This window comes from Stenotrophomonas sp. Nf1 (assembly GCF_003028475.1).
In the GTDB taxonomy this organism is placed as follows: Bacteria; Pseudomonadota; Gammaproteobacteria; order Xanthomonadales; family Xanthomonadaceae; genus Stenotrophomonas.
Genome location: NZ_PYTV01000004.1, coordinates 70,145 through 95,615 on the forward strand (window position 1 = coordinate 70,145; position 25,471 = coordinate 95,615).

Genomic DNA, 25,471 nt, shown 5'->3' on the forward strand with positions numbered 1-25,471 from the left:
TCTGACCCCACTTCTGCTGTCGGGGTCGGATCCCTTTCCACGGGAAAGGGCTCTGACCCCATCAGCACCCGCCCGCCCGCTATGATCGGCGGATGCTCGCCCTCTTCGATTCCCTGCGGCACTGGCTCGACGGCGTCGCCCATCTGGGCACGATCCTGGCAGTGGCCTATCTGCTGTACCTGCTCGCGCTGACCGGCTGGATCATGCTGCAGAAGCGCGAGCCGGTGGCAACGCTGAGCTGGATCCTGTCGCTGGCACTGCTGCCCTATCTAGGATTGTTCATCTACTACCTGCTGGGCCCGCAGAAGGTGAAGCGGCAGCGCCTGCGCCGCGGACGCGCGCGCTCGGGCATGGAGCACTACAGCGACGTCTGCCCGCCGGATGCGGACTGCACCGAGCTGGCCAAGATCGCCCAGGCCACCACCGGGCTGGCGCCCAGCAGCGCCACCGAAGTGACCTGGCTGGTGGATGGTGCCGCGACCTACGCGGCCCTGCTCGAGGCGATCGCGCAGGCACGCGACCACGTGCATCTGGAGTACTACATCTTCAACCCGGACCACGCCGGCACCGCGTTGCGCGACGCACTGGTCGAGCGCGCCCGTGCCGGCGTGCAGGTGCGCCTGCTGCTGGACGCGGTGGGTTCCTCCGCCCTGCCCCGGCGTTTCCTGCAACCTTTGCTGGACGCCGGCGGCGAGGCCATCTGGTTCCATCCGCGGCAACTGCTCAAGCCTTTCAAGCGGCCCTGGCTGAACCTGCGCACCCATCGCAAGCTGGTGATCGTCGACGGCCGCCTGGCCTTCACCGGTGGCATCAACATCACCGACGACGAAGACGAGAGCCGCAAGCCGGACGCCTACCGGGACCTGCACATGCGCATCCGCGGCCATGTGGTGCGCAGCCTGCAGCTGGTGTTCGCCGAGGATTGGCTGTACGCCAGCGGCCAGGATCATTCGCGCTTCGACATTGCCCGCCTGTGGCCGGCCGAGATGCCGCTGCGCGCCGATGGCCCGATCAACGCACAGGTGCTGGTCTCCGGCCCGGACTCGGGCTGGGAAACCATCCACCGCCTGCACGTGGCGGCCATCCAGGAAGCCCACGAACGGGTCTGGCTGGTCACGCCCTACTTCGTACCGGGCGAGGCGGCGCGGATGGCGCTCACCTCCGCAGCGCTGGGGGGCCTGGACGTGCGCCTGCTGGTGCCGAAGATGAGCGACTCCTGGTTCGTCACCCAGGCCGCCCGCTCCTACTTCGACGAGCTGCTGCATGCCGGAGTGAAGATCTACGAGTACGGCCCGCGCATGCTGCACACCAAGGCCTTCATCGCCGATGACGACGTCTGCATCGTCGGCAGCGCCAACTTCGACCACCGCAGCTTCCGCCTGAACTTCGAACTTTCGATGATGATCAGCGACCGTGACCGGGTGGCCGCCCTGGCCGAGCTGCTGCAGAGCGAATTCGACCGCGCCACGCGTGTGCATGACCAGGCCGGGCGCTCGCTGTGGCTGCACCGCCTGCCCGAGGCATTTGCCCGCCTGGCCTCGCCGCTGCTGTGAGGCAGCGCTACACTTCGCCGATCATCCGGGGAGCCCAACTATGTACTGGTTATACCTGCTGCTGGCGCTGGGCTGCTTCGCCTTTGCGCTGAAAACCCCGAGCGTCGGGCTGATGACCGTGTGCCTGCTGGCCGCCCTGGCCTTCCTGCTGGCCTGGGTGCGTGGCCGCTACGTGGCCCGGTTCGGCGACCTGCAGCGCGACCCGGCCACCCTGATCGATGCCGACGAGCTGCGCCGCCTGCGCGAACAGGCCGAGGCCCGCCGCACCGGCGACAGCACCGACCACGATCACGATCCATCCCCTCTTTCCAAGTAGTTCCGTTCCATGACCCAGCTCAGCGTCAACGTCAACAAGATCGCCGTCCTGCGCAATTCGCGCGGCGGTGCCGAACCGGACGTGGTGCGCGCCGCCCAGGCCTGCCTGGATGCCGGCGCGCACGGCATCACCGTGCACCCGCGGCCGGACCGCCGCCACATCACCGCCGAGGACGTGCTGGCCCTGTCCACGCTGACCCGCGCGCGGGGCGTGGAATTCAACATTGAAGGCAACCCGTTCGCGCCGCCGCGCGAGGGATACCCCGGCCTGCTGCCGTTGTGCGCGCAGACCCGCCCGGCGCAGGCCACCCTGGTGCCCGACGGCGATGGCCAGATCACCTCCGACCACGGTTTCGACTTCGAGCGCGATGGCGAGCGCCTGCGCCCGCTGGTGGCCGAGCTGAAGGCGATGGGCTGCCGGGTCAGCCTGTTCGTCGATGCCGGCAACCCGCTGCTGGAACAGGCGGCCGCCGTGGGTGCCGACCGCGTCGAGCTGTACACCGGCCCGTACGCCGAGGCGCATGCGGCCGGCGATGCCACTGCGATGCTGGCGTTGTTCGCCACCGCAGCGCGGCGCGCGCAGGCGGTGGGGCTGGGAGTGAATGCCGGCCATGACCTGTCGCAGGACAACCTGCGCGAGTTCCTGGCCCACGTACCGGACGTGCTGGAAGTGTCGATCGGCCACGCACTGATCGGCGAGGCGCTGTATGACGGGCTGGACGCTACGGTGCGGGGCTATCTGGCCCTGCTGTGACCGATGGGTGCAGCCGAGCATGGGCTCGGCGCTACAAGGCACCCGCATCCACTGTAGAGCCGAGCCCACGCTCGGCTCAGGCTTGCCCTGAACCCTTCAGGCGGCCGTCGCAGCCATTGAGACAGCCCCGGCGTACGCTGCCGCAATGGGTATTGCGATCAAGGGCCGAGGTTCCACGTCCCACCTTGCCGGGCGCTTTGAAAGCACCGTCAGCGAGGCGGTGGACGACGGCTGGGCGGTCGACGAGAGCGAGGAGTTCCTCGCCCCGCGCCTGCGCACCGAAGTACGCGCCGAGACCGCACGCAGCATCATCAGCCGCAACAACTCGCCGGACGTCGGCTTCAGCCAGTCGGTGAATCCGTACCGCGGCTGCGAGCATGGCTGCTCCTACTGCTTCGCGCGCCCCTCGCACGCCTATCTGAACCTGTCGCCGGGCCTGGACTTCGAGACCAAGCTGTTCGCCAAGACGAACGCGCCGCAGCTGCTGCGCAAGGAACTGTCGAAGCCGGGCTACGTACCGCAGCCGATCGCATTGGGCATCAACACCGATGCGTACCAACCGATCGAACGCAAGTTCAAGCTGACCCGGCAGCTGATCGAAGTGATGCTGGAAACCAAGCATCCGTTTTCGCTGATCACCAAGAACGCACTGGTAGAACGCGATATCGATCTGCTGGCACCGCTGGCGGCGGAGAACCTGGTCAGCGTGCATTTTTCGGTGACCTCGCTGGACCCGCATCTTTCCGCGAAGCTGGAACCGCGCGCCTCGGCACCGCATGCGCGGCTGCGCGCGATGAAGCGTCTGCATGAGGCGGGCATCCCGGTGGGCGTGATGGTGGCGCCGGTGATTCCGTGGATCAACGACAGCGAACTGGAAGCCGTGCTGGAGGCCGCACATGACGCCGGTGCCAGCACCGCCGGCTACGTGCTGCTGCGCCTGCCGCTGGAAGTGGCGCCGCTGTTCCGCGACTGGCTGGATACCCATCATCCCGATCGCGCCGCGCACGTGATGAGCACCATCCAGCAGCTGCGCGGCGGCAAGGATTACGACAGCCAGTTCGGCACACGCATGCGAGGCCAGGGCGTGTATGCGGAGCTGTTGAGCAACCGCTTCAAGCTGGCGCGCAAGCGGTTGGGATTCAATGCGCAGAACAGCCATTGGCCGAAGCTGGATTGCAGCCGGTTCGTGAAGCCGTTGCCGCCGAAGAAGGATTCGCCGCAGGGGTCGTTGTTCTGAGGTCATCTCCGGCAGGAGTGATTTCCGTCGGTGGCGCAGCAGCGTCCACAGCATCTCGCGGGGCCAGTGCGCCCACTTGTCGTTGCCGGCATCTCAGCCATGTCGTTGATGACATCTCCTTCGCGGTATCGGCGATCAACAGCGGCTCGCGCGCATCGCCGCTCTATTCAATGACCTGAACATCAGATTACTATTCACGCCCCTGAGTCGCATGCTCAGGCGCGAGTGGGAACCGATCCAGCAATTCAAGGAATACCAAGAGCATGAAGCTCCGTTCGACAAGCACGTCCGCCGCCGCCCTTCTGCTGATCCCACTGACGATCACCACGGCCTGCTGGGTTCCTGACGCCTCTGCGAGGAAGGCGCCTTGGGTGTACTACCGGAACAAGGATGGCAACTCCGATATCCAGGATATGGACAGAGTCCACGCCATCCGTCCGCCCAGCGTTGCCGCAATCGGATCAGGGGGTGTGATCTCAATCGGCAAGGGCGTCTCCTACCATTCCGACATTTCCAGGCCTGCCAAAACGGCGCTGGAGCAGGAAACGGACGATCGCCGTGGCGACTGCAACGAGCGCAAGGGTAACCCTGTGGTGCTCTACACCGGCAACAAGGTGGAGATCGAACGCGACTTCACTGTCAACGGGGAAATGGGCCTGTACCTCGAACGGACCTACAACCACCACTGGAGCGCCGCAGGCCTGTTCGGCAATCACTGGATCAGCAACTTCGACTACAGCCTGGCGTTCTCCAACGCGCAGAAGACGGCGTGGGCACAACGCCCGGATGGCCGACGCATCAAACTGATCTGGAATGAGGCGCAGGCGCGATGGAACGAAGACCGCGCCAAGCCGGTTGCGTACCTGGTAAAGAACAGCGATGGAAGCTTCACGCTGAACAATGAAGAGCTTGGAAGCGAGCGCTACAACGCAGACGGCTACATAACCGAACTCCGCAACGAGCAAGGGGTCTACTGGAGCTTCGCGTACACCAACAAGTACCTGCAGTCGGTCACTCACTCCTCGGGCCGCAGCATCCAGTTCACGTGGAGCAATGGTCTGCTGACCCAGGTCAAGGACCCGGCCGGCAATGTCTATCAATACGGCTATACCGCCGATGTCTTCGGGGCGGGCCGTGCCCGTCTTGCCAGTGCGACGCTGCCGGGCGCGCCACAGACGACCATTACCTATCACTATGAAGATGCCCGCTATCCGGGGGGATTCACCGGGAAGTCTTACAACGGCGTGCGGTATTCCACCTTTGCCTACGATGCCTACAAGCGGGCGACCCTGTCCGAGCATGCCGGTGGAATCGAGCGACACACCTTCAGCTATGCCGTCGAGAGCAGCGCCCCCGTGGCTGCGCCTCCCGCACCTGTCCGGCCGGGCGGTGTGCGTGGCAGTGAAGAGACCGGATGGTGTGAGTACAACCCACGCCAGGGCCAGATCTGCATCCAGCCCCGTTCGCTGCCGGGTGGTTCGATTCAGCTCGCCGCACGCGACGGGGCGCAGGACACCTTCGAGCTTGCAGCGGCAGACGACCGGACGCGACCTGTCAAGTTGAAAGTCAGCGAGACCAATCCGCTGGGGCGCACCACCACGTATGCCTACGAGGACGGGCGCCAGGTCTCGGTGACCGGAACCCGATCATCAACCTGCCCTGCAAGCTACAAGGAGCAAACGTACGATGCCAACGGAAACCCGGACATCGTTCACGACTTCGTCGACAACATCACTGACTTCGATTACAGCCCGGAAGGCAATCTGCTGAAGAAGGTGGAAGCTGCTGGAAGTTCCGCCGAACAGGCCACGCTCTATCAATGGGACGCGGCAGGACGTCACCTGCTGAAGGAAACACGCGTCGGCGACAGCGAAACCACGTTCACCTATGACGGCAGGGGCAACGTCAGTTCGGCGACCAAGCGCAACCTCACATCGGTGGGTGTCAACGGACAGGCCAGAACTACCCAGTTCACCTACACCTACCATGCCAACGGACTGACGGCTTCTGTGAAGGAAGATGGGCCGTTGGCACAGGACGACGTCACCTCCACCTTCGATGCGAAGGGTGACCTCACAAGCATCACCAACGCGTTGGGACACAAAGTCACGTACTCGGCCTACAACGAGCTGGGGTTGCCGGGCCGCATTACCGGTGCCAACGGTGATGTCCGCGAAACCACCTACGACGCCCGCGGCCGCGTGCTGACGGATCGCATCAATACGGGTTCAGGGTGGGCCACGACCACGACCACCTACACTGCGGCCGGCGACGTTGCCAGCGTCACCACGCCTGTGGGAATCCGGACCCAGTACAGCTACGACGCGGGGCGTCGGTTGCTGAGCGAGGTGTACCCACTCGGAAACGGCAACTGGTCATGGACGCGCTACAGCTATGACGTGGCGTCAAACCGCACCCGCAGCGAAACGGCCGTTGCCGACTACTCCGTTGACAGCGTGGTCAAAGGCGTCGTTGACGAGATCAATCATGACGCACAGTGGAACTGGTTCGTCAGAGGCTGGGCGTGCGCGACAGGCTCGCGCAGCTCGATTCCTGTGGATGCATACGTGCACGGCGGCGCCTTCATCGCGGGCGCTCAGGCAAACCTGGCGAGCGAGCCGGGTGTAGCCACGGAATGCGGTACGAACGGGGCAAGCTATCGGTTCCAGATCCCCTTGACCGTGGCCAACCGGCAGCAGCTCGGCGGACGCACGGTTGCGGTCTACGGCATCTCACCGCTGGGAAGTGCCCACAACCGCCTGCTGTCCAATTCCGGTGTGCACGCAATACCGAGTGCCAACGTCATAGGGGATATCGCCGGCGTCATGCAGGACGCCGGATGGAACTACACGGTCGAAGGTTGGGCCTGCTCGGTCGGCGTGGACGCATCGATCGACGTGCATCTCTACGCGGGTGGAGCGGCGGGTGGTGGCGGTACCTTTGTGGCGGCGGCTCGCGCGAATCGCGCTTCTGATGCGAACGTGGCCAACGCCTGCCAGGCGAAAGGCCGCGCGTACTATTTCAGTATCCCCCTGGATGCGGGCATGCGCGCTGCCCACGGAGGAAAAAGTATCCACATCCATGGCATCTCGCCTGCGGGTGGTCCCAATCTGACCATCAACCGCTCCGGTGCCTTCTCCATTCCAGCCATTGCAAGGACCGCAGATCTCGTCAATGCATCTGCGTCGCCCTCCCACATCTTCAATGGTCAGTCATCGACTGTGACGTTCCAGTTCCGCAACACCGGCAATGTCATCTGGATGCCAGGCGAGACCCACATGGTGCTCAGGACGGTGAGGACCAGCGAAGCGATCGGTCTTTCCACCGCGGTCGCGCCGGGTTCGGTGGCTACGTTCACCGTGAACGTAGCACCGGTCAACAGCGGCAGCGGCGTGGCTGGGTTCGAGTACTTGGGGCAGATGGCCTCCGGCCCGAATGCCTGGGGGCCCCAGGGCCAGGTCATCGTGAGGGCAGAGAACGACAAGGGCAGTTGCAACCCGAAATTCTGTGAAGAACCGCGCTAAGGAAAGCCCAGGAACATGTCGAGCATCGCTTTGGCCCTGATCGGGCTCAATACAGTCGTTTCCGCAGTGAACTACGAGTACGACGAGCTGGGACGGCTCGTCGCAGAACGTACTGATCAAGGGCGGAACATCCGTTACGCCTACGATCTGGAAGACCGTCTGATTCAAAAAACTGATTCACAGAATCGTGTGACGAAGTTCTCCTATGATCCTCTTGGACGCCTTCTTGTCCAGGCCGACGCCACTGGAGGGACGACGCGCCTTACCTATGACAAGGGAGATCGCCTTGCCTCCGTCACCGATCCACGTGGTCTGACGACAACCTATCAGACGGATGGTTTCGGGCAGCTGTGGGCACAGAACGGCCCTGATACTGGGCGAACCGACCATGAGTACAACGCGGCTGGACAGCGCATTGCGACGGTGCGCAGCGATGGCAGCTCAATTGGCTACGGCTACGATGGTCTCGGCCGTTTGATCTCGCAGAATGCGGACGGCCAGCAGCAGACCTATGCCTATGACAACTGCGTCAATGGCAAAGGACGGCTGTGCTCGCACGCAGCGCCAGGTACCAGTGCTCGATTCACCTACACCCCCCAGGGACAACTGGTTACGCGTACGGATCAGACCACGCTGGCAGGCAAGTCCAGCGAGGGTACGGTCAGCTACACGTACGACGGTATCGGAAGGAACAACGCCATCACCTACCCTGATGGCGCTGTTGCCAGGTACGCCTACAGCAGCCTTGGCTACCCGTACTCACTCACGCTGACCAAGGGGGCGGTGACCCAGGAGATCATCGGTGCGAGCGAATACACCGCACTCGGCACGCTTCAACGCATGCCCTACGGCAACGGTCTGGCGCAGAGCCATGCGCTGGATGCATCCGGCAGGCTGGAAGCCAAAGCGGTACGCAATCAGCAGTCCACCGCGCTGAGCCGCACCTCATATCGCTACAACGGTGACAATGAGATCCTCAGCATCAACGATGACGTGACTGCGAATCTCAGCCAGGCATTGGGCTATGACGGCCTGGGGCGGTTGAGCACGCTGGCGCGATCCGGTGTGACCTACACGCTGAGCCACGATGCGGGCGGAAACTACACGGCGCTCGATGCCACGACCGAGGCGACCCGCTACGCCATCGATGCGAAGAGCAACCGCATGCTGTCGTTCAGCAATCAGGATGGAACCCGCACCTATCAATACGATGCGCTTGGCAACCGCATCAGCGAAACGTCCGGTAGCCGTATTTCCACCTTCACCTACGGCCCATTCAATCGCATGGTGCAGAGCAATGTTGGCGGACTTCGCACCGACTACCTGCTCAATGCGCAGGGCCAGCGCGTGGGCAAGAGTGGCGCAAGCTCAGCCAGTCGCTATTTCTATGCTGGACAGAACCAGCTGCTGTCCGAGCAGACCGGAACAACCTGGACGAACTATCTGTGGTTCGGGGGCGAGCTGGTCGGTATCGATCGCAATGGCGCGGTCAGTTTCGTGCACAACGACCACCTTGGTCGGCCTGAGTATGCGACCAACAAAGCGCAGCAGGTTGTGTGGAAGGCCTACAACTATGCGTATGGGCGCAGCGTTCTGAAGGACGACATCGGTGGGCTGAACATCGGTTTCCCGGGGCAGTACTACGATGGCGAGAGCGGGCTCTGGTATAACGGCTTCCGCGACTACGACGCGAGTGCGGGGCGGTATGTGCAGAGTGATCCGATTGGGTTGGCGGGGGGAGTGAATACCTACGCATACGTAGGTGGGAACCCAGTTTCCTTCACGGATCCCTATGGACTCTGTGGAATCAACTACCTTGACCTAGCCATTGGAATCGCTGACGTCAATATCGGAAGAGTTGAAATCGCCAGTGGTGCCGTCACCGCAATCATTGGCGCCGGAATGGGATCAGAAGGAATGATGGCTGCGGGCGCGGCGGCCGGAGGTCTTGGACTGGCGACTATGCATGATGGTGCAGCTGGTATCTGGGGTGCCTTTGACGGAAAGAAGCGTGACCCCGCGTTGCAAGAGGTTGGTGGAGCTCTTTTGGGATACCACGGAGCCAAGGCGGGGAGAGCCATCTCCGACTGGACGACCATGCGCGGTGGGTTCAAAGGCCTTAGGAACATCATGCGAGGCAAAGCGACTCTGCAAGGGGCTTATGACGCCGCAAAGGCCGGGAAAGAGGTAATAGATAGCCAGTCGTCCAGCACTGATCCGTGTGATTGCAACTGAGAGAATGATGAAGATTATACTTTGGACACCTATAGTTATATTTTCCTTACTGTCATTGAGAGCAATTGCTTTTTTAGTCTATCAAAGGCTAAACGGGTATCCCCTTGAGGAGGAGGAGATCGTTGTCGCTGGGGTCGGGTTGGTCTGCGGCTGGATCGCCTGGGTTATGTACAAGGCCCTGGTCAGACTATGGAGGAAGCCGAAATCCTAGTTTTGAGCCGAAGATTGTGAGTCACCCTATCGCCGGATGAACTCTGCGCAGATCCCGTTGCATTGGGCACTGGTACGCGCCAAGGACGCATACGCGACCGATAGCGCGCATCGTAAACAAGAGATCATTGGCCCAATTCTTCCTGTACCTTGTCGTGGCTATTCTGATCGGCGGGACCTACTTTTCAATGCCCGCCTCCATTGGAGGGGCGATTGGACGAGGAAGCCAGCAGAAGCAGAGTTGCGCGCTCTCACTCATGCCTTTGTACCCCTTCAGGTGGGTCATGCAGAAAGCGCGGAGCTCTTACCGGAGGTCATTTTTCTGGAAGACAATTCTTACGGTCGGATGAGCCATCAGTGTAGGAGCGATGACCTACTTCTCCAGCACGGCATCTTCTCTCTACCGCTTAGTCAGATAGTGTCTGGATCATGTGGAAGACGCTTCTTCGTTTGAATATTGCAAGGGTTATCCGGATTCTATCCAGTTCCAGCTCATCGGTATGATTGTCTCGTTCTTCATAATCTTTTTATAAATCAGAATATTGGAGATACAACCACGAACAGGCCCGGGCAACGGCCTGGCGACAGATAGTTTGGGTCCATGAAAAGCCGTCTATCCATACCGCGGGAAGAAGGGTTTGCCGGTCAGTGAACTTCTCGCTGATCGGCATCGGTACTGACGATGGCGATTCACGGGTCAAAGTCCCCATTAGCGATGACGTGACTGCGAATCTCAGCCAGACATTGGGCTATGACGGCCTAGGGAGATTGAGCACGCTGGCACGATCCGGTGTGACCTACACGCTGAGCCATGATGCGGGCGGAAACTACACGGCACTCAATGCCACGACCGAAGCGACCCGCTACGCCATCGATGCGAAGAGCAACCGCATGCTGTCGTTCAGCAATCAGGATGGAACCCGCACCTATCAATACGATGCGCTTGGCAACCGCATCAGCGAAACCTCGGGTAGTCGCATTTCCACATTCACTTACGGCCCCTTCAATCGCATGGTGCAGAGCAATGTTGGCGGACTTCGCACCGACTACCTGCTCAATGCGCAGGGCCAGCGCGTGGGAAAGAGTGGCGCAAGCTCAGCCAGTCGCTATTTCTATGCTGGACAGAACCGGCTGCTGTCCGAGCAGACCGGAGCAACCTGGACGAACTATCTGTGGTTCGGGGGCGAGCTGGTCGGTATCGACCGCAATGGCGCGGTCAGCTTTGTGCACAACGACCACCTTGGTCGGCCTGAGTATGCGACCAACAAAGCGCAGCAGGTTGTGTGGAAGGCCTACAACTACGCGTACGGCCGCAGCGTTCTGAAGGACGACATCGGTGGGCTGAACATCGGTTTCCCGGGGCAGTACTACGATGGCGAGAGCGGGCTCTGGTATAACGGCTTCCGCGACTACGACGCGAGTGCGGGGCGCTATGTGCAGAGTGATCCGATTGGGTTGGGGGGAGGGATGAACACCTATGCCTACGTCGGGGGGAATCCGATCATGGCGGTGGATTCTCTTGGACTTAAAACTTGCTTGTTGACGACAGTTGGCTCGGCTGGTGTTCGAGACCATGCAGCGGTATACACCTCACGCGGAGACGGCTCTGGAGGGCCGGCTCTTTACGATCCCGCCGGTTCGTACGGTGCTGCAAATGGTGGCGGTAGTGGCGGCATAGTGACAGGCGATGCTGCAAGCATTGCGAAGTTCAAAGACTTCCATAAGGGCCAAACGACGGAGTCCACGTGTAAGGAAACCTCTCAGAAGGAAGAAGAGAGGATCATCAACAAGGCTATGGATCTTCCCTCGGCAGCGCCATTCGAGTGCGCAGCAATGTCTTCGACAGCGTTAAGTGGGCAGCTTTCATTCCCTTACGTGGAGGCGGGCACGTTCTGGCCTGGTAATTTGCTGCGCCAAGTGCAGAGGAAAGGCCCGTGAAAGCCATTCTCCTCAGTGCGTTGATTTATTCGCTTGGCTTCATTGGGCTCGCATCCATCGGCTTGCTCCCCCTTCGATCTTGGCAAGTGCTGAGAGGCGTTTTCAAGGGGGGCTGTTCCCAAATGCCGCGGAAACTGCTGGCTGTCTTAGCGGTGCTAGTGACAGCGGCGGCCCTATGGAGCGGTGTGGAAATCACAGCTCGTATTTTTAGGTGCCTTACAGAGACCTACTGCGGCCCCGGCATTGCAAGCGGATGGACTTATCTTGCAATGCTTGGTGCTGTGTACTTAGCTTTTGAGGTCGCTATTTTTGTGATGGAGAAGATTGGTCGGGGTAAGGCCATCAACGTTTTATAGGTCAAAGTACTGGAGATGCAACCATGAGCAGGCCCGCGCAACGACCTGGCGATAGATGGTTGAGGTCCATGAAAAGCCGTCTATCCATATCGAGGGAAGAAAGGCTTGCCGGTCAGTGAACTTTTCCGCTGATCGGCAAAGGTACTGACGATGGCGATTCGCGGGGCAAAGTTCCCGTTAGCGATGACGTGACTGCGGATCTCCGCCAGACATTGGGCTATGACGGCCTTGGGCGATTGAGCACCTTGGCGCGATCCGGTATGACCTACACGCTGAGCCATGATGCGGGCGGAAACTACGCGGCGCTCGATGCCACGACGGAAGCGACCCGCTACGCCGCTGATGCGAAGAGCAACCGCATGCTGTCGTTCAGCAATCAGGATGGAACCCGCACCTATCAATACGATGCGCTTGGGAAGCGCATCAGTGAAACGTCCGGTAGCCGCATTTCCACCTTTACCTACAGCCAATTCAATCGCATCGTGCAGAGCAATGTTGGCGGACTTCGCACCGCCTACCTGCTCAGTTTCGTCGGAGGCAACCAAGCGAGCACGAGAGCAGATCAACAACTATGACAAGGCCCGTAGGGCGGCTTGTGAGTGCGCACAATGAAACTGTCTATCCATGTGGCTTGTTCCTGTCTCCTTCTCGCGCTCGGAGCGCAGCGGGTCCACGCTCGTCAATTGCACGAATGCATCGTCGTTCCGCAAGCCACGGTCGTCACGGACATGCCGGCTGGCCTGGACGAGTTCGAACAGCGCTTGTGGGAGGCAAATACAGGTCAGAGGGTGCGCAAGGGCAGGGATACCCTCCTTCTACTGCGCCTCTTCTCGGAGTCGCCGGGCGTGATCGATTCCCAGCAGTACATCAAGATCACAGGCAGCCTGAAGCGATACACGCCTTCGGCGGAGGGGACGCCGGAGGTAGTTAGTGCAAGCTTGACCAGTGGCAGCGCGGGCTTCGCCTACAAGGGAGACTACTGGTTGTCCGATTCAGCGGAGGTCGAACTACATCGGCCACCCGAGCGCGATGGTCGGATCGAAGTCAAAGTGACGGCTGTCGGATGGAACGGCTATCGAAAAGAGGACCGTTCCTTCTATCTCCAGTTCACCTGTGAACTCAAGGAAATCCCTGTCGAGAAGCTCACTGCCTGGCAAGGAGGCAACGACAATCTCTGGGGATCCTTTGGACCTGCCAGATAACTGAGCGACATCAATCCTTACCCAGCAACCACTGCATGCTGCGGGATGTACATGCGCCAGCTGCGGGAACTGGAGACGGAGGCGTTCAGCTCATGGATGCGGAACAGTCGAGCAAGCTCGACTCTACCTGGCAAGCGATATCGGCCGGGGCCCGACCTCACCCTCCCCCAAACAACTTCTGCGCACTCTGGAACAGGATCCAGCTGGTGGCGATGAACTTGTCACCGCCCTGTGGCCGGTTGCCACGATGGGTATGAGTGAACGCGGTCGGCGCAATCAGCAGGCTGCCGGTGCGCGGTGCGATCTTCCGGCCCTGGAACAGGAACTCGGTTTCGCCCTCCTTGAACCCGTCGTTGAGGTACAGCGTCCACAGCACATGCCGGTGCAGGGTCTCGGCCTGCGCGTCCTTCGGGTACAGCTCGCAGTGCCAGTACGGATAACCGCCCTCGCCCGCCGCATACCACTGCAGGTTGATCGCACCCGGGCGCAGGCAGGTGCGGGCCAGATCGGCCAGCTGCTGCTGCGGCATGTCGGGGAAGTCCTCGGCAGACAGGCGTCGCGGTTGGCCGTCGCTGTCCTGGATCTGCAACATCAACGGCGCGATCAATGCCTGTGGATAACGGCGTAGATAAGTCAGCAGCCCGTTGAACACCGCGATCTGCAGCTGCTGGTCGACATCCTGCCAGCCGTCCAGGCCGCTGATGCGCAGATCCTTGCTGTGCTTGAGTTCCGGGAACACGCCACTGCCTACCGCACCGGGCAGCAGGCCGCGCGTGGCGCGCAGACGCTCGACGATCGCCGCGCAGACTTCGCTGGGGACGGCGTTGTGGATGACTTCGATGAAATCGACCGGGCCCTGCTCGTGCATGCGTGCATTCCTTAGGCGGCAACGGCTTGATGGTGCCGCTTGCCGCCTTCGGTGTCACCCCATGGTCATGTCATCGAAGTGCCATGACCGCGGTCGGGCAACCGTGGATCAGCCCTGCGCCTGGTCGTGCGCGTGGTGGTAACGCACCGCTTCGGCCACTTCCTCACGTGAGCCGAGGAACACCGGCACGCGCTGGTGCAGCTGGTCGGGCTGGATGTCGAGAATGCGCTCGCGGCCGGTCCAGGCGGCGCCGCCGGCCTGCTCAACCAGCAGGCCCATCGGGTTGGCTTCGTACATCAGGCGCAGCTTGCCGGCCTTGGACGGATCCTTCTTGTCCCACGGGTAGATGAAGATGCCGCCGCGGGTCAGGATGCGGTGCACGTCGGCTACCATGCTGGCGATCCAGCGCATGTTGAAGTTCTTGCCGCGCGCGCCTTCCTTGCCGGCCAGCAGGTCGCCCACATAGGCCTGCATCGGCGCTTCCCAGTGGCGCTGGTTGGACATGTTGATGGCAAATTCCTGGGTGGCCGCCGGAATCTGCATGTTCTCGGTGGTCAACACGAACTCGCCCTTCTCGCGGTCCAGGGTGAAGGCGTGAGTGCCGTGGCCGACGGTCAGCACCAGCTGGGTGCTGGGCCCGTAGATGCAGTAGCCGGCGGCAATCTGCTTGCTGCCCGGCTGCAGGAACGCGTCATCGCCCGGCAGCTCGACGTTGGTCGGGCAGCGCAGCACCGAGAAGATGGTGCCCACCGAGACGTTGACGTCGATGTTGGAGCTGCCATCGAGGGGATCGAACAGCAGCAGGAAGTCGCCGCGCGGGTAGATGTCCGGCACCGGCTGGCTGTGGTCCATTTCCTCCGAGGCGCAGGCGGCGAGGTGGCCGCCCCAGGCATTGGCTTCGAGCAGGATCTCGTTGCTGATCACGTCCAGCTTCTTCTGCGCTTCGCCCTGCACGTTGCCGGTACCGGCTTCGCCGAGCACGCCACCGAGGGCGCCCTTGCTGACGGCGATGGAGATGCTGGTGCAGGCGCGGGCGACCACGGCGATCAGCTGGCGCAGGTCGGCGTTGATGCGGCCGGCGTGCTGTTCCTGGATCAGGAAGCGGGTCAACGAAGTACGGGACATGGTCGGGCAGGTCTCGGCAGCGGGAAAACGCCTATTGTCGCCCGTCCGGCGAGCGCGTGCGTGAGCGCGGGGAGTCGTAATCGTTTCCAGATGCGTTGCGCCGTGCGGCCGCCGCAGGGCTTGTGTAGAGCCGAGCCCGCGCTCGGCTGCGCTTCGTCCGTGATGGCGCGCAAGCCAAGCGTGGGCTCGGCTCTACAATTCAGCAACAACCAAGACCCACAAACAAAGGCGCCTTTCGGCGCCTTTGTCTTCAAACCACTGGAGCGTTGCTTCAGCCCTTGGCGACGGTGGCCACGGCCTTGGCGACGTATTCCAGGTTGTTCTGGTTCAGCGCGGCCACGCAGATGCGGCCGGTGCCGACGGCGTAGATGCCGAACTCGTCGCGCAGGCGTTCGACCTGCTCACGGCTCAGGCCGGAGTAGGAGAACATGCCGGCCTGCTCGTTGATGAAACCGAACTGCGGCGCACCGGCCGCGGCCAGCTTCTCGACCAGGCCCTGGCGCAGGGCGTGGATGCGCTCGCGCATCTCGGTCAGCTCCTGCTCCCACATCGCGCGCAGTTCCGGGTTGGTCAGCACGCCGGCCACCAGCGCGGCACCGTGGGTGGACGGGCTGGAGTAGATGGTGCGGATCACGCGCTTGACCTGCGACTGCACGGCCTTGGCGTCTGCGGCGGTCGGCGCCACCATCGACAGCGCACCCACGCGCTCGCCGTAGAGCGAGAACGACTTGGAGTACGAGTTGGCGACGATGAAGCTGTCGATGCCGGCCTCGGCGATGATGCGCACGGCGGCGCCATCCTGCTCGATGCCCTTGTCGAAGCCCTGGTAGGCCATGTCGATGAAGGGGAACAGCTGGCGGTCCTTCAGCAGCTGCGCGACCTGCTTCCACTGGGTGACCGTGAGATCGGCACCGGTGGGGTTGTGGCAGCAGGCGTGCAGCAGCACCACGGTGCCCGCTTCCAGCTTGCCCAGGTCGGCCAGCAGGGCATCGAAGTTGACGCCATGGGTGGTCGGGTCGAAGTAGGTGTACTCCACCACCTCGAAGCCGGCCGCGCTGAACACCGCGCGGTGGTTTTCCCAGCTCGGGTTGCTCAGCGCGACGGTGGCGTGCGGCAGCAGCTTCTTCAGCACGTCGGCGCCGACGCGCAGCGCACCGCTGCCACCGACGGTCTGTGCGGTGGTGACGCGGCCGGCAGCCAGCAGCGGCGAATCCTTGCCGAACACCAGCTCACGCGTGGCCTGCGTGTACGCCGGCAGGCCATCGATCGGCAGGTAGCCGCGCGGTTTGGCTTCAGCGGCGAGCTGCTGCTCGATCTGCTTGACGGCGCGCAGCAGCGGAATGCGGCCGCTCTCGTCGTAGTAGATGCCCACACCCAGGTTGACCTTGGTCGGGCGGCTGTCGGCGTTGTACGCCTCGGTCAGGCCCAGGATCGGGTCGCCTGGGACCAGTTCCACGTTTGCAAAGAAGGACACGGCGGTACTCGTTCGGTAGACGGAAAGGGGGAGGAAGTGCGCTACGCGGTCTGCGGCTTTTCGGCCGGAAACAGCCCATCGTAACAAAGCCTGCCGGGGCTGGCCGCCGCCATCGTCATCGGCGGCCCCGTACCATGGCGTGCGTTGCCGCCCGATCCATCAACCTGAATCATGAATCCTGCCGCGCGCCGTCCCTCCCTGCCGCTGATCGCCGTGCTGCTGTCGCCCTGGCCGGCGCTGGCCGAACCGTCTGCCACGGCGCTGCCCGCCGTGCAGGTGCAGGCGGCGCGGGTACCGGGCATCGACCCGTTCGCGCTGCCGGCCAGCCAGGACACGGTCTGGATCGATGCCGGCCGCGCTGGCGCGGGTGCGCAGTTGTCCGAGGCACTGACCGGGGTGCCGGGGCTGCTGGCGCGCGACCGGCAGAACTTCGCCCAGGACACCCAGCTGTCGATCCGCGGCTTCGGCGCACGCTCCACCTTCGGCGTGCGCGGGGTACGCGTGCTGATCGACGGCGTGCCGGCCACCATGCCTGACGGCCAGGGCCAGCTGTCGCACGCCAGCCTGCTGGGCGCCGAGCGCATCGAGGTGCTGCGCGGGCCGTTCTCCGCGCTGTATGGCAACTCCTCCGGCGGCGTGCTGCAGGTGTGGAGCGCACAGGGCCAGGCCGATGATCCCTGGCGGCTGCGCCTCAACGCCGGTGCCGACAACACGCTCAGTGTGGGCGCGCAGCTGAAGGGCGCCGGCCGTGGACTGGACTACAACATCGCTGCCAGCCATTTCCGCACCGACGGCTGGCGTGATCACAGCCGTGCGCGCCGCGAATCGCTCAATGCGCGCATCGGCGGCGATCTGGGCGGTGGACGGCTGGAGCTGCTGCTCAATGCGCTGGACGCACCCGATGCGCAGGACCCGTTGGGGCTGACCCGCGCGCAGGTGGCGGCCGACCCGCGCCAGGCTACGTCGGTCGCGGACCAGTACAACACCCGCAAATCGGTGCGCCAGCAGCAGGCTGGCCTGCGCTGGACCCGCGAGGCCGGGGCGCAGCGCTGGCAGCTGATGGGCTACGCCGGCCAGCGCGCGGTGAACCAGTATCTGCCGATCCCGCCGACCGCGCAGGCCAACCCGCTGCATGCCGGCGGCGTGATCGATCTGGACGCCGGCTACGGCGGGCTGGACGCGCGCTGGGGCTGGCACGGGGACGTGGGCGGGCGGCCGCTGGACCTGGTGGCCGGGCTCAGCGCCGACCGCCAGCGCCAGCATCGCACCGGCTACGAGAACTTCGTGGGCAGCACGCTGGGCGTGCGTGGACGCCTGCGTCGCGACCAGATCGATACCGTGCAGAACCTGGATCAGTTCGCGCAGGCCTGGTGGCAGTGGCGCCCGCGCTGGTCGCTGCTGGCGGGCGTACGCCACAGCAGCGTGCGATTCGAATCGGATGACCGCTACATCACCGGCCGCAACCCCGACGACAGTGGCCGCCGCCGCTACCAGGCCACCACGCCGGTGGCGGGCATCAGCTTCGAGGCCAGCCCGCAATGGCGGTTGCATGCCGCAGTCGGTCGCGGCTTCGAGACCCCCACCTTCAACGAGCTGGGCTATCGCGCCGACGGGCAAGCCGGGCTGGCACTGGACCTGGCCGCCGCCCGCAGCCGCTCGCTGGAGGTGGGCAGCAAGTGGCACGCGCAGGGCGGAATCCAGCTCGATATCAGCGTGTTCCGTGCAGATACCGACGACGAGCTGGCCGTTGCCAGCAACATCGGCGGTCGCAGCACCTATCGCAACATTGGTCGCACCCGCCGCCAGGGCGTGGAACTGCAGTACCGGCAGCCGCTGGCCGAGCAGCTGGAACTGCAGCTGGCCTGGACCTGGCTGCAGGCGCAGGTGCGCTCGCCCTATCTGACCGCGAACAACACGGTGGCTGCGGGCAGCCGCCTGCCGGGCGTGCCCCGCCAGCAGGCCTTTGCCCGCCTGCAATGGACGCCGGCCGACTGGCAGTGGGCGCTGGAGGCCACCGCCAGCAGCGATACCGTGGTCAACGATGGGGCCAGCGAGCGCGCGCCGGGCTTCGCCCTGCTGCACCTGGAAGGTGGGCGCCGCTGGACGCTGCCGGGCGGAGAACTGCGCGCCTTCGCGCGGCTGGAGAACGTGCTGGACCAGGCCTACATCGGCTCGGTGATCGTCAACGATGGCAATGGCCGCTACTACGAGCCGGGGCCGGGGCGGCGCGCCAGCGTGGGCCTGCAGTGGTCGTGGCGCTGAAGCGGTAGCGCCGGCTGTTGGCCGGGAAGGTTTCCGGTAGTGCCGGCCGCTGGCCGGCATCGCACCGTTTGGGATTTCAGGAGGTTGCCGGCCAGCGGCCGGCACTACCCATCAATCGGGGAGCTGGCCGGCACCACCCGTCAATCGGGGGCCTTGGCCGGCACGAACGGTGAGGTGGGGTCGCTGGCCGGGAAGGTCTCCTCCAGCGCCTCGTCCTGGTTGTCGCTGGCGTGCTGCTTGCGCTCGCGGCGCCTGAGCGGGCTTTCCTGGCCGCCGCGATGGCGGTCACCGCCGTCCTTGCGGTCCTGGGCCGCCTGTTCAGCCTCATGCTTCACCGGCAGGTGCTCGCCGCCTGCGGCGGCCTCGAAGAACGGCGCGCCGGTGCCGCGGTAATCGGCGTTGTCGGCATCGCGCTTGCCACGCTGCTCGCCGGGAATCGGCGGATGGTTCTCGCGCAGCGGGTCGCGGGAGGTCTCTCGGCTCATGGTCTGGCTACCTGCGCTGGGGGCTCCCACTACAGCGCCGGGCAGGTAAAGCGGCTGCGAACCTGGCGTCATGAACATCTCGCTCACCCCCCGGTAACGGCACCGCGCGTATTCCTGCCCACCCGCCCCCACTGCAGGAGCCGGCCATGCCCCGTCTTGAACGACCCGCACCGTCCGTGTTCAACGCCCTGCTCGACCCGCTTGGCCAGCGCACCGCGCAGCGCCGGGCACGTCGCCAGGAAGACCCGCAGGCGGTGGCGCAGGACTACCTGCAGTACATGCTCAGCGATTACGAGGAGCGCCGCGGCCAGAGCCATCGCAACTGGCGCGACCTGTGCCCGGTCTATGCCTTCGCGCTGACCACCCACGCCGCCGACTGGCCACGCGGTGATGCCGCCGATACCTGCGAGGAGCTGGCCGAACACTGGGAACAGATGCGCGGGCAGTCACGGCTGAGCTGGTCGCAGGCGCGACCGGTGGTGGAAGACGCCTGGCGCGCGCTGGACCATATTCCGGCGGCGGCGGTGAGGCCGCTGCTGCAATAACGCCGGGCGCTGGCCGGCAACCCCGGGAAACTTCAGGCCGCGAGCCTCAGCCGGCCAGCGGCCGGCACTACCGGTTCGATACAGACCCGATCAGAAGTCCGCGCGAATGCCGAAGGTGACGCGGCGCCCGGAGAACTCGTACTGGGTCGGGAAGGCCTTGTCGATCGTGTAGCCGCGCGTGGCTTCATCCAGCAGGTTGATCGCTTCCAGGTTCAACTTCCAGGTGTCGTTGAGGCGGAAGCCGATCGAGGCATCCAGCTGCCCATACGCATCGCGGTAGACCGGGTACATGTTGAGGTGGATGTACTCGACGTACTTGTCCTTGTAGTTGTACGAGGCGCGCGCGCTGAAGCGGTCGTTCTCGTAGTACAGGGTGAAGTTGTAGGCCTTCTCGGCCAGGCCTTCCGGCGGGGTCGGGATCGAGAGATCCGAGGCGCCGGTCAGCGAATTGTCCAGCTGCGTGTAGTTGGCATTGATGCCCCACCCTTCCAGCGCCGGATGCAGCATCGACAGCGGCAGCTGCGCGACCAGCTCCACGCCACTGACCTTGTACGAACCGTCGGCATTGACCGGCTGGTACACCTCGAAGTCGTAGTAGCCATCCAGCGAGCCGTTGGCGTTGAGCTTCTCGACATTGCGCTCGATGCCGGTCAGCGACTGCCGCACCACGCCGTCGATCTCTTTGGAGAAGTACGAGGCAGCCAGCAGGCCACCGTTGTGCAGGTACTTTTCCACGCCGATTTCCCACTGCTTTGCCGTGGTCGGCTTCAGCGCCGGATTGCCGTCCATGAAGCGGAAGCTGCTCCAGCTGACGGTGCGACGGTAGGCGATGTCGGTCAGCGACGGACGCATCAGCGTCTCCGAGGCGGAACCGCGCAGCACCAGGCCCTCGGCAATCTCGGCGGTGATGTTGAAGCTGGGCAGGATCTTGCTGTAGTCGCCGCTGCTGGAAATCGGCGTGGCGGTGAAGCCGCTGCTGCCATCGGGCTTCTGCACCGGATGGAAGCCGGAGGAGTCCACGTCGGTATCGATCGAGCGCACGCCGAGATTGGCGTACACCGGCACGTGGCCGATATCGAAGTAGAAGTCGGCCATGGCATACAGCGCCAGGGTCTTCTCCTTCACTTCATAGAACTGACCGGGATCGAGCGACGTGGCATAGCCGGGATAGCGGAAGGTGGCACGCGCGTAGGCGTTGGAGATCTGCTGCCAGTCCAGTTCGCTCGGGCGATAGGCACCGCCCGGCGCCAGCTGGCTGATCCACATCGGGTGGCTGTCGGCCAGCGTGCGCGTGTTCACCCACGCGGTGCTGCCGGCCGAGGGGCCCTGGATCTTGCCGCTGCCGAACTCGCGCTGCTTGGTCTTGTCGGTGTAGCGCGCACCGAACTGCACCGCGCTCAGCGCCGGGAAGAAGGCCAGGTTCATCTGCCGGCGCAGGTCCAGCTGCGCGGCGTACTTGTCATCGCTCACCTTCTCCAGTTCGGTTTCGTACGCTTCGAACAGGTACTTGCTGGCGGCGTTGTACATGTCGAAACCACCGGCGCTGCTCGGCACGGTTTCGCCACCCTTGCCGGTCCAGCGCGTGCGCGACGGCGCGTAGGCGACGTGCTTGAGGTTGGCGTAATCCGAATCCCTGCGCGCACCGGAATAGCCGACCAGCGCATCGATGTCCCAGCCCGCCAGCGTCCAGTCCAGCTTGCTGCTGAACTGGCGATAGTCGGTGTTGGCGTTGCGGTCCTTGCTGAGGATCTCGTGCTGGGTCGCGGTGTAGGCCACATCCTTGAGCACGGTGATGCCATAGGCACCCAGCGTGGTCCTGTCGTAGTCGTAGATGCGGTCCAGCGTGCTGCGGCTGGAGGCCGAGTAGGCCGCCGCATCGTACTCGTCTTCGTGCGTGTCGTAGCCGCCGAGCATCGCGTCGAAGCTCAGCGAGAACGTCGCGCTGGGCTTGAACTGCAGCGAGGCGGTAGCGCCCCACTGGTCCTGCTCGTTGAGGTAGACGCGGTCACCGACCTTGTCCTGGAAGATGATGCGGCTGGTCTCGTCCTTGTCCATGCGGTTCTTCACCGCGATTCCCACATCGCGCGCCAGCACCGCAGCGGCCTGCGACGAGCGCGTACCGGAGGCTTCCAGGAAGCGCCCCATCGGACGGAAGTTGATGCCGGAATTGGAGTCGGTGCGGTTGCTGCGCTTGGCCTTGGAGAACGACACCAGACCGCCCCAGTCGCCCCAGGTGTCGCTGGCCAGGAACGAGATCTTCGGGTCGATCCTGTCGTTGATGGAGTTGTGCGAGGCCTCGGCCGAGGCGCTGAACTTCGGTTCGGCGTAGTCGAACGGCTTGGCGGTTTCGATGTAGACCGAACCGGCGATGCCACCCTCCTCATCCGCAGCGGTCGGCGACTTCTGCACGGTGACGGTCTGCACCACGTCGGCGGTGAAGATGTCGAACTGCACGTCGCGGCCACCGCTGCCCGAGGCGGTGGCCAGGTTGTTGATCGAGACCAGGGTGAACTCGCTGGGCAGGCCGCGCACGCTGACCTTGCTGCCCAGGCCCTTGTTGCGCTCGATGGTGACGCCGGGCATGCGCTGCAGGGCCTCGGCCAGGTTCTGCTCGGGGAAGTCGGCGACGTCGGTGGCCACGATCGAATCGGAGAAGCCGATGTTGGCGCGCTTGAGATCGACCGCGCGCTCCAGGCTCCTGGCGTAGCTGCCGGTGACAGTGACCGTGTCCAGCTGCTGCAGCTGTTGGCGGGTGTCGCCGTCGCTCTCTTCCGCCTCGGCCATGGCATCGACGGGCAGTACGGCCAGGCCGCCGATCAGTACGGCGTGGACGGCACGGGACAAACGCTTCGCAAGAGGAGCTGCGGCGGCAGCCTCCCGGATTGGGTGACGCATCGGATGGATTCCCCGGTTCCCTGTGGTGATCCGCGCCGCGCCTGCCCGATATCCATGGAACAGACCCCTGCGCCGCGTTGCCGACGTTCGGCGGGCACCGAGCCTAGGGAGGAATTATTAAGCCTGTGTTGCGCTGCGCGAAGCGCGGCGGCCGAACCACCAGCCGACCAGCAGCTGCACCGGCAGCGACACCAGCAGCGAAATGACGAACCACAGCGGGAAATCGGCGCCTGCGCTCCACACGGCGTAGGCGCAGCCCAGCGCGATCAGCGACCAGATCGAGAAGCCGTGCGAACGCGGCCAGCATGGCGCGTAGTAGGTGGCGAAGGAAATACCGGCGATGCCACCGAGTACGCTGAAGGCCAGGTCCCAGCCCAGTTGCACGCTGTTGTTGTGAGGCGACATTCCCAGCAGCGGCGGCAGCCAGCTGGCGACGCTGCTGACCAGCGCGAGCGACAGCACGCCGCCGATCAGGGCGACGATGGACAGGAACAGGGTCTTGAGCAGGCCGGGCATGCGCACATTGTACGGCGGTGCGATGCGGTCGTGCCGTCCGGTTGCAACGGGTCAGAGCCCATCGGTCAGGGACCGATGGGATCCGACCCGGTGGATCGGCATGGCCGCCGTGCCCGTGGGAGAGGGGTACGGAACAACGGCGGCCATGCACAGGCGGTCAGGCGGCGAAGTCGAGCACCACGCGGCCTTCAATGGTGCCGGCGTGCATGCGCGCGAACACGTCGTTGATGTTCTCCAGGCGGTCGGTGCTGACCGTGGCGGCAACCTTGCCTTCGGCGGCGAACTGCAGCGATTCCTGCAGGTCCAGCCGGGTGCCGACGATCGAGCCGCGCACGGTGATGCCGTTGAGCACCATGCCGAAGATGTCCAGCGGGAAATTGCCCGGCGGCAGGCCGTTGAGCGACACGGTGCCGCCACGGCGGACCATGCTCAGCGCCTGTTCGAACGCTTTCGGCGATACCGCGGTGACCAGCGCGCCGTGTGCGCCGCCGATTTCCTTCTTCAGGAACGCGGCCGGATCGGTGGTGCGCGCGTTGACGGTGACCTGTGCACCGAGCTGCCGCGCCAGCGCCAGCTTGCTGTCGTCCACGTCCACCGCGGCCACGTTCAGGCCCATCGCGCGGGCGTACTGCACCGCCATGTGGCCCAGGCCGCCGATACCGGAGATCGCCACCCAGTCACCCGGCTTGGTGTCGGTGACCTTCAGCCCCTTGTAGACGGTCACGCCGGCACACAGCACCGGTGCGATCTCAACGAAGCCCACGTCCTTCGGAAGCAGGCCGACATAGTTGGCATCGGCCAGTGCGTACTCGGCGAAGCCGCCGTTGACCGAGTAGCCGGTGTTGCGCTGTGTCTCGCACAGCGTTTCCCAGCCGCCCAGGCAATGTTCGCAATGGCCACAGGCCGAGTACAACCAGGGGATGCCGACCCTGTCGCCTTCCTTGACGTGCCCTACCCCGCCTCCCACGGCCACGACGTGCCCCACGCCCTCGTGGCCGGGGATGAATGGCGGGTTCGGTTTCACCGGCCAGTCGCCCTCGGCGGCGTGCAGGTCGGTGTGGCAGACGCCACAGGCCTCGATCTTGACCAGCACCTCGCCCGCCCCCGGGCGCGGTACCGCGACTTCCTCGATGACCAGTGGCTTGCCGAACTCGCGTACGACGGCGGCCTTCATGGTGGAATGCATGTTCGGATCTCCGTAGTGCGCTTGCCCACAGAATGACGCCGGCTCGAGGCCGGCGCTTTGATCACGATCAAACTATCGACGATCGATGCCGGGATTCAGCTGGCCAGCACCGACGCTTCACGGGCCAGGCGTTCGATGGCGTCCCAGTCGCGGGTCTGCAGCAGCGCCGGCGTGGTCAGCCACGAACCGCCCACGCACAGCACGTTGGGCAGGTGCAGGAACTGCGGTGCGGTCTGTGCGCTGATGCCACCGGTCGGGCAGAAGCGCACGTCGGCGAACGGGCCGTGCCAGGCGGCCAGCAGCGCGGCACCGCCGGCCTGCACCGCCGGGAAGAACTTGAACGTGTCCGTGCCGTGTTCCAGGCCCAGGATCAGGTCCGAAGCGGTAGCGGCACCGGGCAGGTACGGCAGGTCGGCATCGCGCGCGGCGGCATACAGCGTCGGCGTTGCACCGGGCGATACCGCGAAACGCGCGCCGGCCTGCTTCGCTGCCTGCATCTGCGCGGATGTGAGCACGGTGCCGGCGCCGATCACCGCATCGGGCACGGCCTCGACCATGGCCTTGATCGCATCCAGCGCCTGCGGCGTGCGCAGGGTCACTTCGATCACCGGCAGGCCACCGCGGAACAGCGCCTGGGCCACTTCGACCGCTTCATTCACATCTTCGGGGGTGTACACCGGGATCACCGGTGCCAGCTTCAACAGCGCGCGCAGGCGCGGATCAGCGCTGGACATCGTCTTGCTCCTTGCCCGCCAGGGCATCGCGGATGGCTGCCGGGCCCGGCAGCGCAG

At 64.2% G+C, this 25,471-nt stretch carries 20 protein-coding genes; 12 read left to right on the forward strand and 8 right to left on the reverse strand.

Annotation, left to right across the window (positions count from 1 at the left end; all coding sequences use genetic code 11):
* The first annotated feature begins 92 nt into the window (after positions 1 to 92).
* From cls to C9412_RS09090, 10 genes are all read left to right on the forward strand, one after another.
* Positions 93 to 1,553, forward strand: coding sequence for a cardiolipin synthase (gene cls, locus C9412_RS09040; protein ID WP_107231314.1), 1,461 nt, complete (start codon positions 93 to 95; stop codon positions 1,551 to 1,553).
* Positions 1,554 to 1,593: 40 nt separating this feature from the next.
* Positions 1,594 to 1,869 (forward strand): hypothetical protein, encoded by a 276-nt coding sequence (locus C9412_RS09045; protein ID WP_107231315.1) that lies wholly within the window; start codon positions 1,594 to 1,596, stop codon positions 1,867 to 1,869.
* A 9-nt stretch (positions 1,870 to 1,878) separates the two neighbouring features.
* A complete protein-coding gene (locus C9412_RS09050; RefSeq protein ID WP_107231316.1) occupies positions 1,879 to 2,622 on the forward strand; it encodes a pyridoxine 5'-phosphate synthase in 744 nt (247 codons plus the stop codon).
* A 145-nt stretch (positions 2,623 to 2,767) separates the two neighbouring features.
* Complete coding sequence (locus C9412_RS09055) at positions 2,768 to 3,859, forward strand: PA0069 family radical SAM protein (protein WP_107231317.1); 1,092 nt, start codon at positions 2,768 to 2,770, stop codon at positions 3,857 to 3,859.
* 263 nt (positions 3,860 to 4,122) lie between these two features.
* Positions 4,123 to 7,383 (forward strand): DUF6531 domain-containing protein, encoded by a 3,261-nt coding sequence (locus C9412_RS09060; RefSeq protein WP_258190119.1) that lies wholly within the window; start codon positions 4,123 to 4,125, stop codon positions 7,381 to 7,383.
* Positions 7,384 to 7,398: 15 nt separating this feature from the next.
* On the forward strand, positions 7,399 to 9,618 hold the full coding sequence (locus tag C9412_RS20990) for an RHS repeat-associated core domain-containing protein (protein ID WP_107231318.1): 2,220 nt from the start codon (positions 7,399 to 7,401) through the stop codon (positions 9,616 to 9,618).
* An 858-nt stretch (positions 9,619 to 10,476) separates the two neighbouring features.
* On the forward strand, positions 10,477 to 11,766 hold the full coding sequence (locus tag C9412_RS20995; protein ID WP_308811179.1) for an RHS repeat-associated core domain-containing protein: 1,290 nt from the start codon (positions 10,477 to 10,479) through the stop codon (positions 11,764 to 11,766).
* A complete protein-coding gene (locus tag C9412_RS09080; protein ID WP_107231321.1) occupies positions 11,763 to 12,122 on the forward strand; it encodes a hypothetical protein in 360 nt (119 codons plus the stop codon). Before C9412_RS20995 ends, C9412_RS09080 begins: the two co-directional genes overlap by 4 nt.
* 260 nt (positions 12,123 to 12,382) lie before the next feature.
* Positions 12,383 to 12,697 carry a hypothetical protein gene (locus C9412_RS09085; protein WP_107231322.1) on the forward strand — a complete coding sequence of 105 codons (315 nt, stop codon included), beginning with the start codon at positions 12,383 to 12,385 and terminating at the stop codon, positions 12,695 to 12,697.
* Positions 12,698 to 12,730: 33 nt separating this feature from the next.
* Complete coding sequence (locus tag C9412_RS09090; RefSeq protein ID WP_107231323.1) at positions 12,731 to 13,324, forward strand: hypothetical protein; 594 nt, start codon at positions 12,731 to 12,733, stop codon at positions 13,322 to 13,324.
* A 157-nt stretch (positions 13,325 to 13,481) separates the two neighbouring features.
* Here the strand turns inward: C9412_RS09090 and C9412_RS09095 are convergent, their stop codons facing one another.
* The 3 genes from C9412_RS09095 to C9412_RS09105 form a co-directional block, all read right to left on the reverse strand.
* A complete protein-coding gene (locus tag C9412_RS09095; RefSeq protein ID WP_107231324.1) occupies positions 13,482 to 14,192 on the reverse strand; it encodes a 2OG-Fe(II) oxygenase in 711 nt (236 codons plus the stop codon).
* Positions 14,193 to 14,300: 108 nt separating this feature from the next.
* Positions 14,301 to 15,317: a class 1 fructose-bisphosphatase gene (locus tag C9412_RS09100; protein ID WP_107231325.1), complete on the reverse strand. Its 1,017-nt coding sequence runs from the start codon at positions 15,315 to 15,317 to the stop codon at positions 14,301 to 14,303.
* 271 nt (positions 15,318 to 15,588) lie between these two features.
* A complete protein-coding gene (locus tag C9412_RS09105) occupies positions 15,589 to 16,791 on the reverse strand; it encodes an amino acid aminotransferase (protein ID WP_107231326.1) in 1,203 nt (400 codons plus the stop codon).
* A gap of 171 nt (positions 16,792 to 16,962) precedes the next feature.
* On the opposite strand from C9412_RS09105, the gene C9412_RS09110 reads away from it, so the two are divergent.
* Complete coding sequence (locus C9412_RS09110) at positions 16,963 to 19,053, forward strand: TonB-dependent receptor (protein ID WP_107231327.1); 2,091 nt, start codon at positions 16,963 to 16,965, stop codon at positions 19,051 to 19,053.
* Positions 19,054 to 19,193: 140 nt separating this feature from the next.
* On the opposite strand, the gene C9412_RS09115 is transcribed toward C9412_RS09110, so the two are convergent.
* Positions 19,194 to 19,538, reverse strand: coding sequence for a hypothetical protein (locus C9412_RS09115; protein ID WP_107231328.1), 345 nt, complete (start codon positions 19,536 to 19,538; stop codon positions 19,194 to 19,196).
* 146 nt (positions 19,539 to 19,684) lie between these two features.
* On the opposite strand from C9412_RS09115, the gene C9412_RS09120 reads away from it, so the two are divergent.
* Positions 19,685 to 20,083, forward strand: a complete 399-nt coding sequence (locus C9412_RS09120; RefSeq protein WP_107231329.1) for a hypothetical protein — start codon at positions 19,685 to 19,687, stop codon at positions 20,081 to 20,083.
* A gap of 90 nt (positions 20,084 to 20,173) precedes the next feature.
* Here the strand turns inward: C9412_RS09120 and C9412_RS09125 are convergent, their stop codons facing one another.
* From C9412_RS09125 to eda, 4 genes are all read right to left on the reverse strand, one after another.
* Complete coding sequence (locus tag C9412_RS09125; protein ID WP_258190120.1) at positions 20,174 to 22,927, reverse strand: TonB-dependent receptor; 2,754 nt, start codon at positions 22,925 to 22,927, stop codon at positions 20,174 to 20,176.
* Between the two features lie 168 nt (positions 22,928 to 23,095).
* On the reverse strand, positions 23,096 to 23,494 hold the full coding sequence (locus tag C9412_RS09130; protein ID WP_107231331.1) for a hypothetical protein: 399 nt from the start codon (positions 23,492 to 23,494) through the stop codon (positions 23,096 to 23,098).
* Between the two features lie 157 nt (positions 23,495 to 23,651).
* Positions 23,652 to 24,680 carry an alcohol dehydrogenase AdhP gene (gene adhP / locus C9412_RS09135; protein WP_107231332.1) on the reverse strand — a complete coding sequence of 343 codons (1,029 nt, stop codon included), beginning with the start codon at positions 24,678 to 24,680 and terminating at the stop codon, positions 23,652 to 23,654.
* 95 nt (positions 24,681 to 24,775) lie between these two features.
* Complete coding sequence (eda, locus tag C9412_RS09140; protein ID WP_107231333.1) at positions 24,776 to 25,414, reverse strand: bifunctional 4-hydroxy-2-oxoglutarate aldolase/2-dehydro-3-deoxy-phosphogluconate aldolase; 639 nt, start codon at positions 25,412 to 25,414, stop codon at positions 24,776 to 24,778.
* Positions 25,415 to 25,471 lie beyond the last annotated feature (57 nt).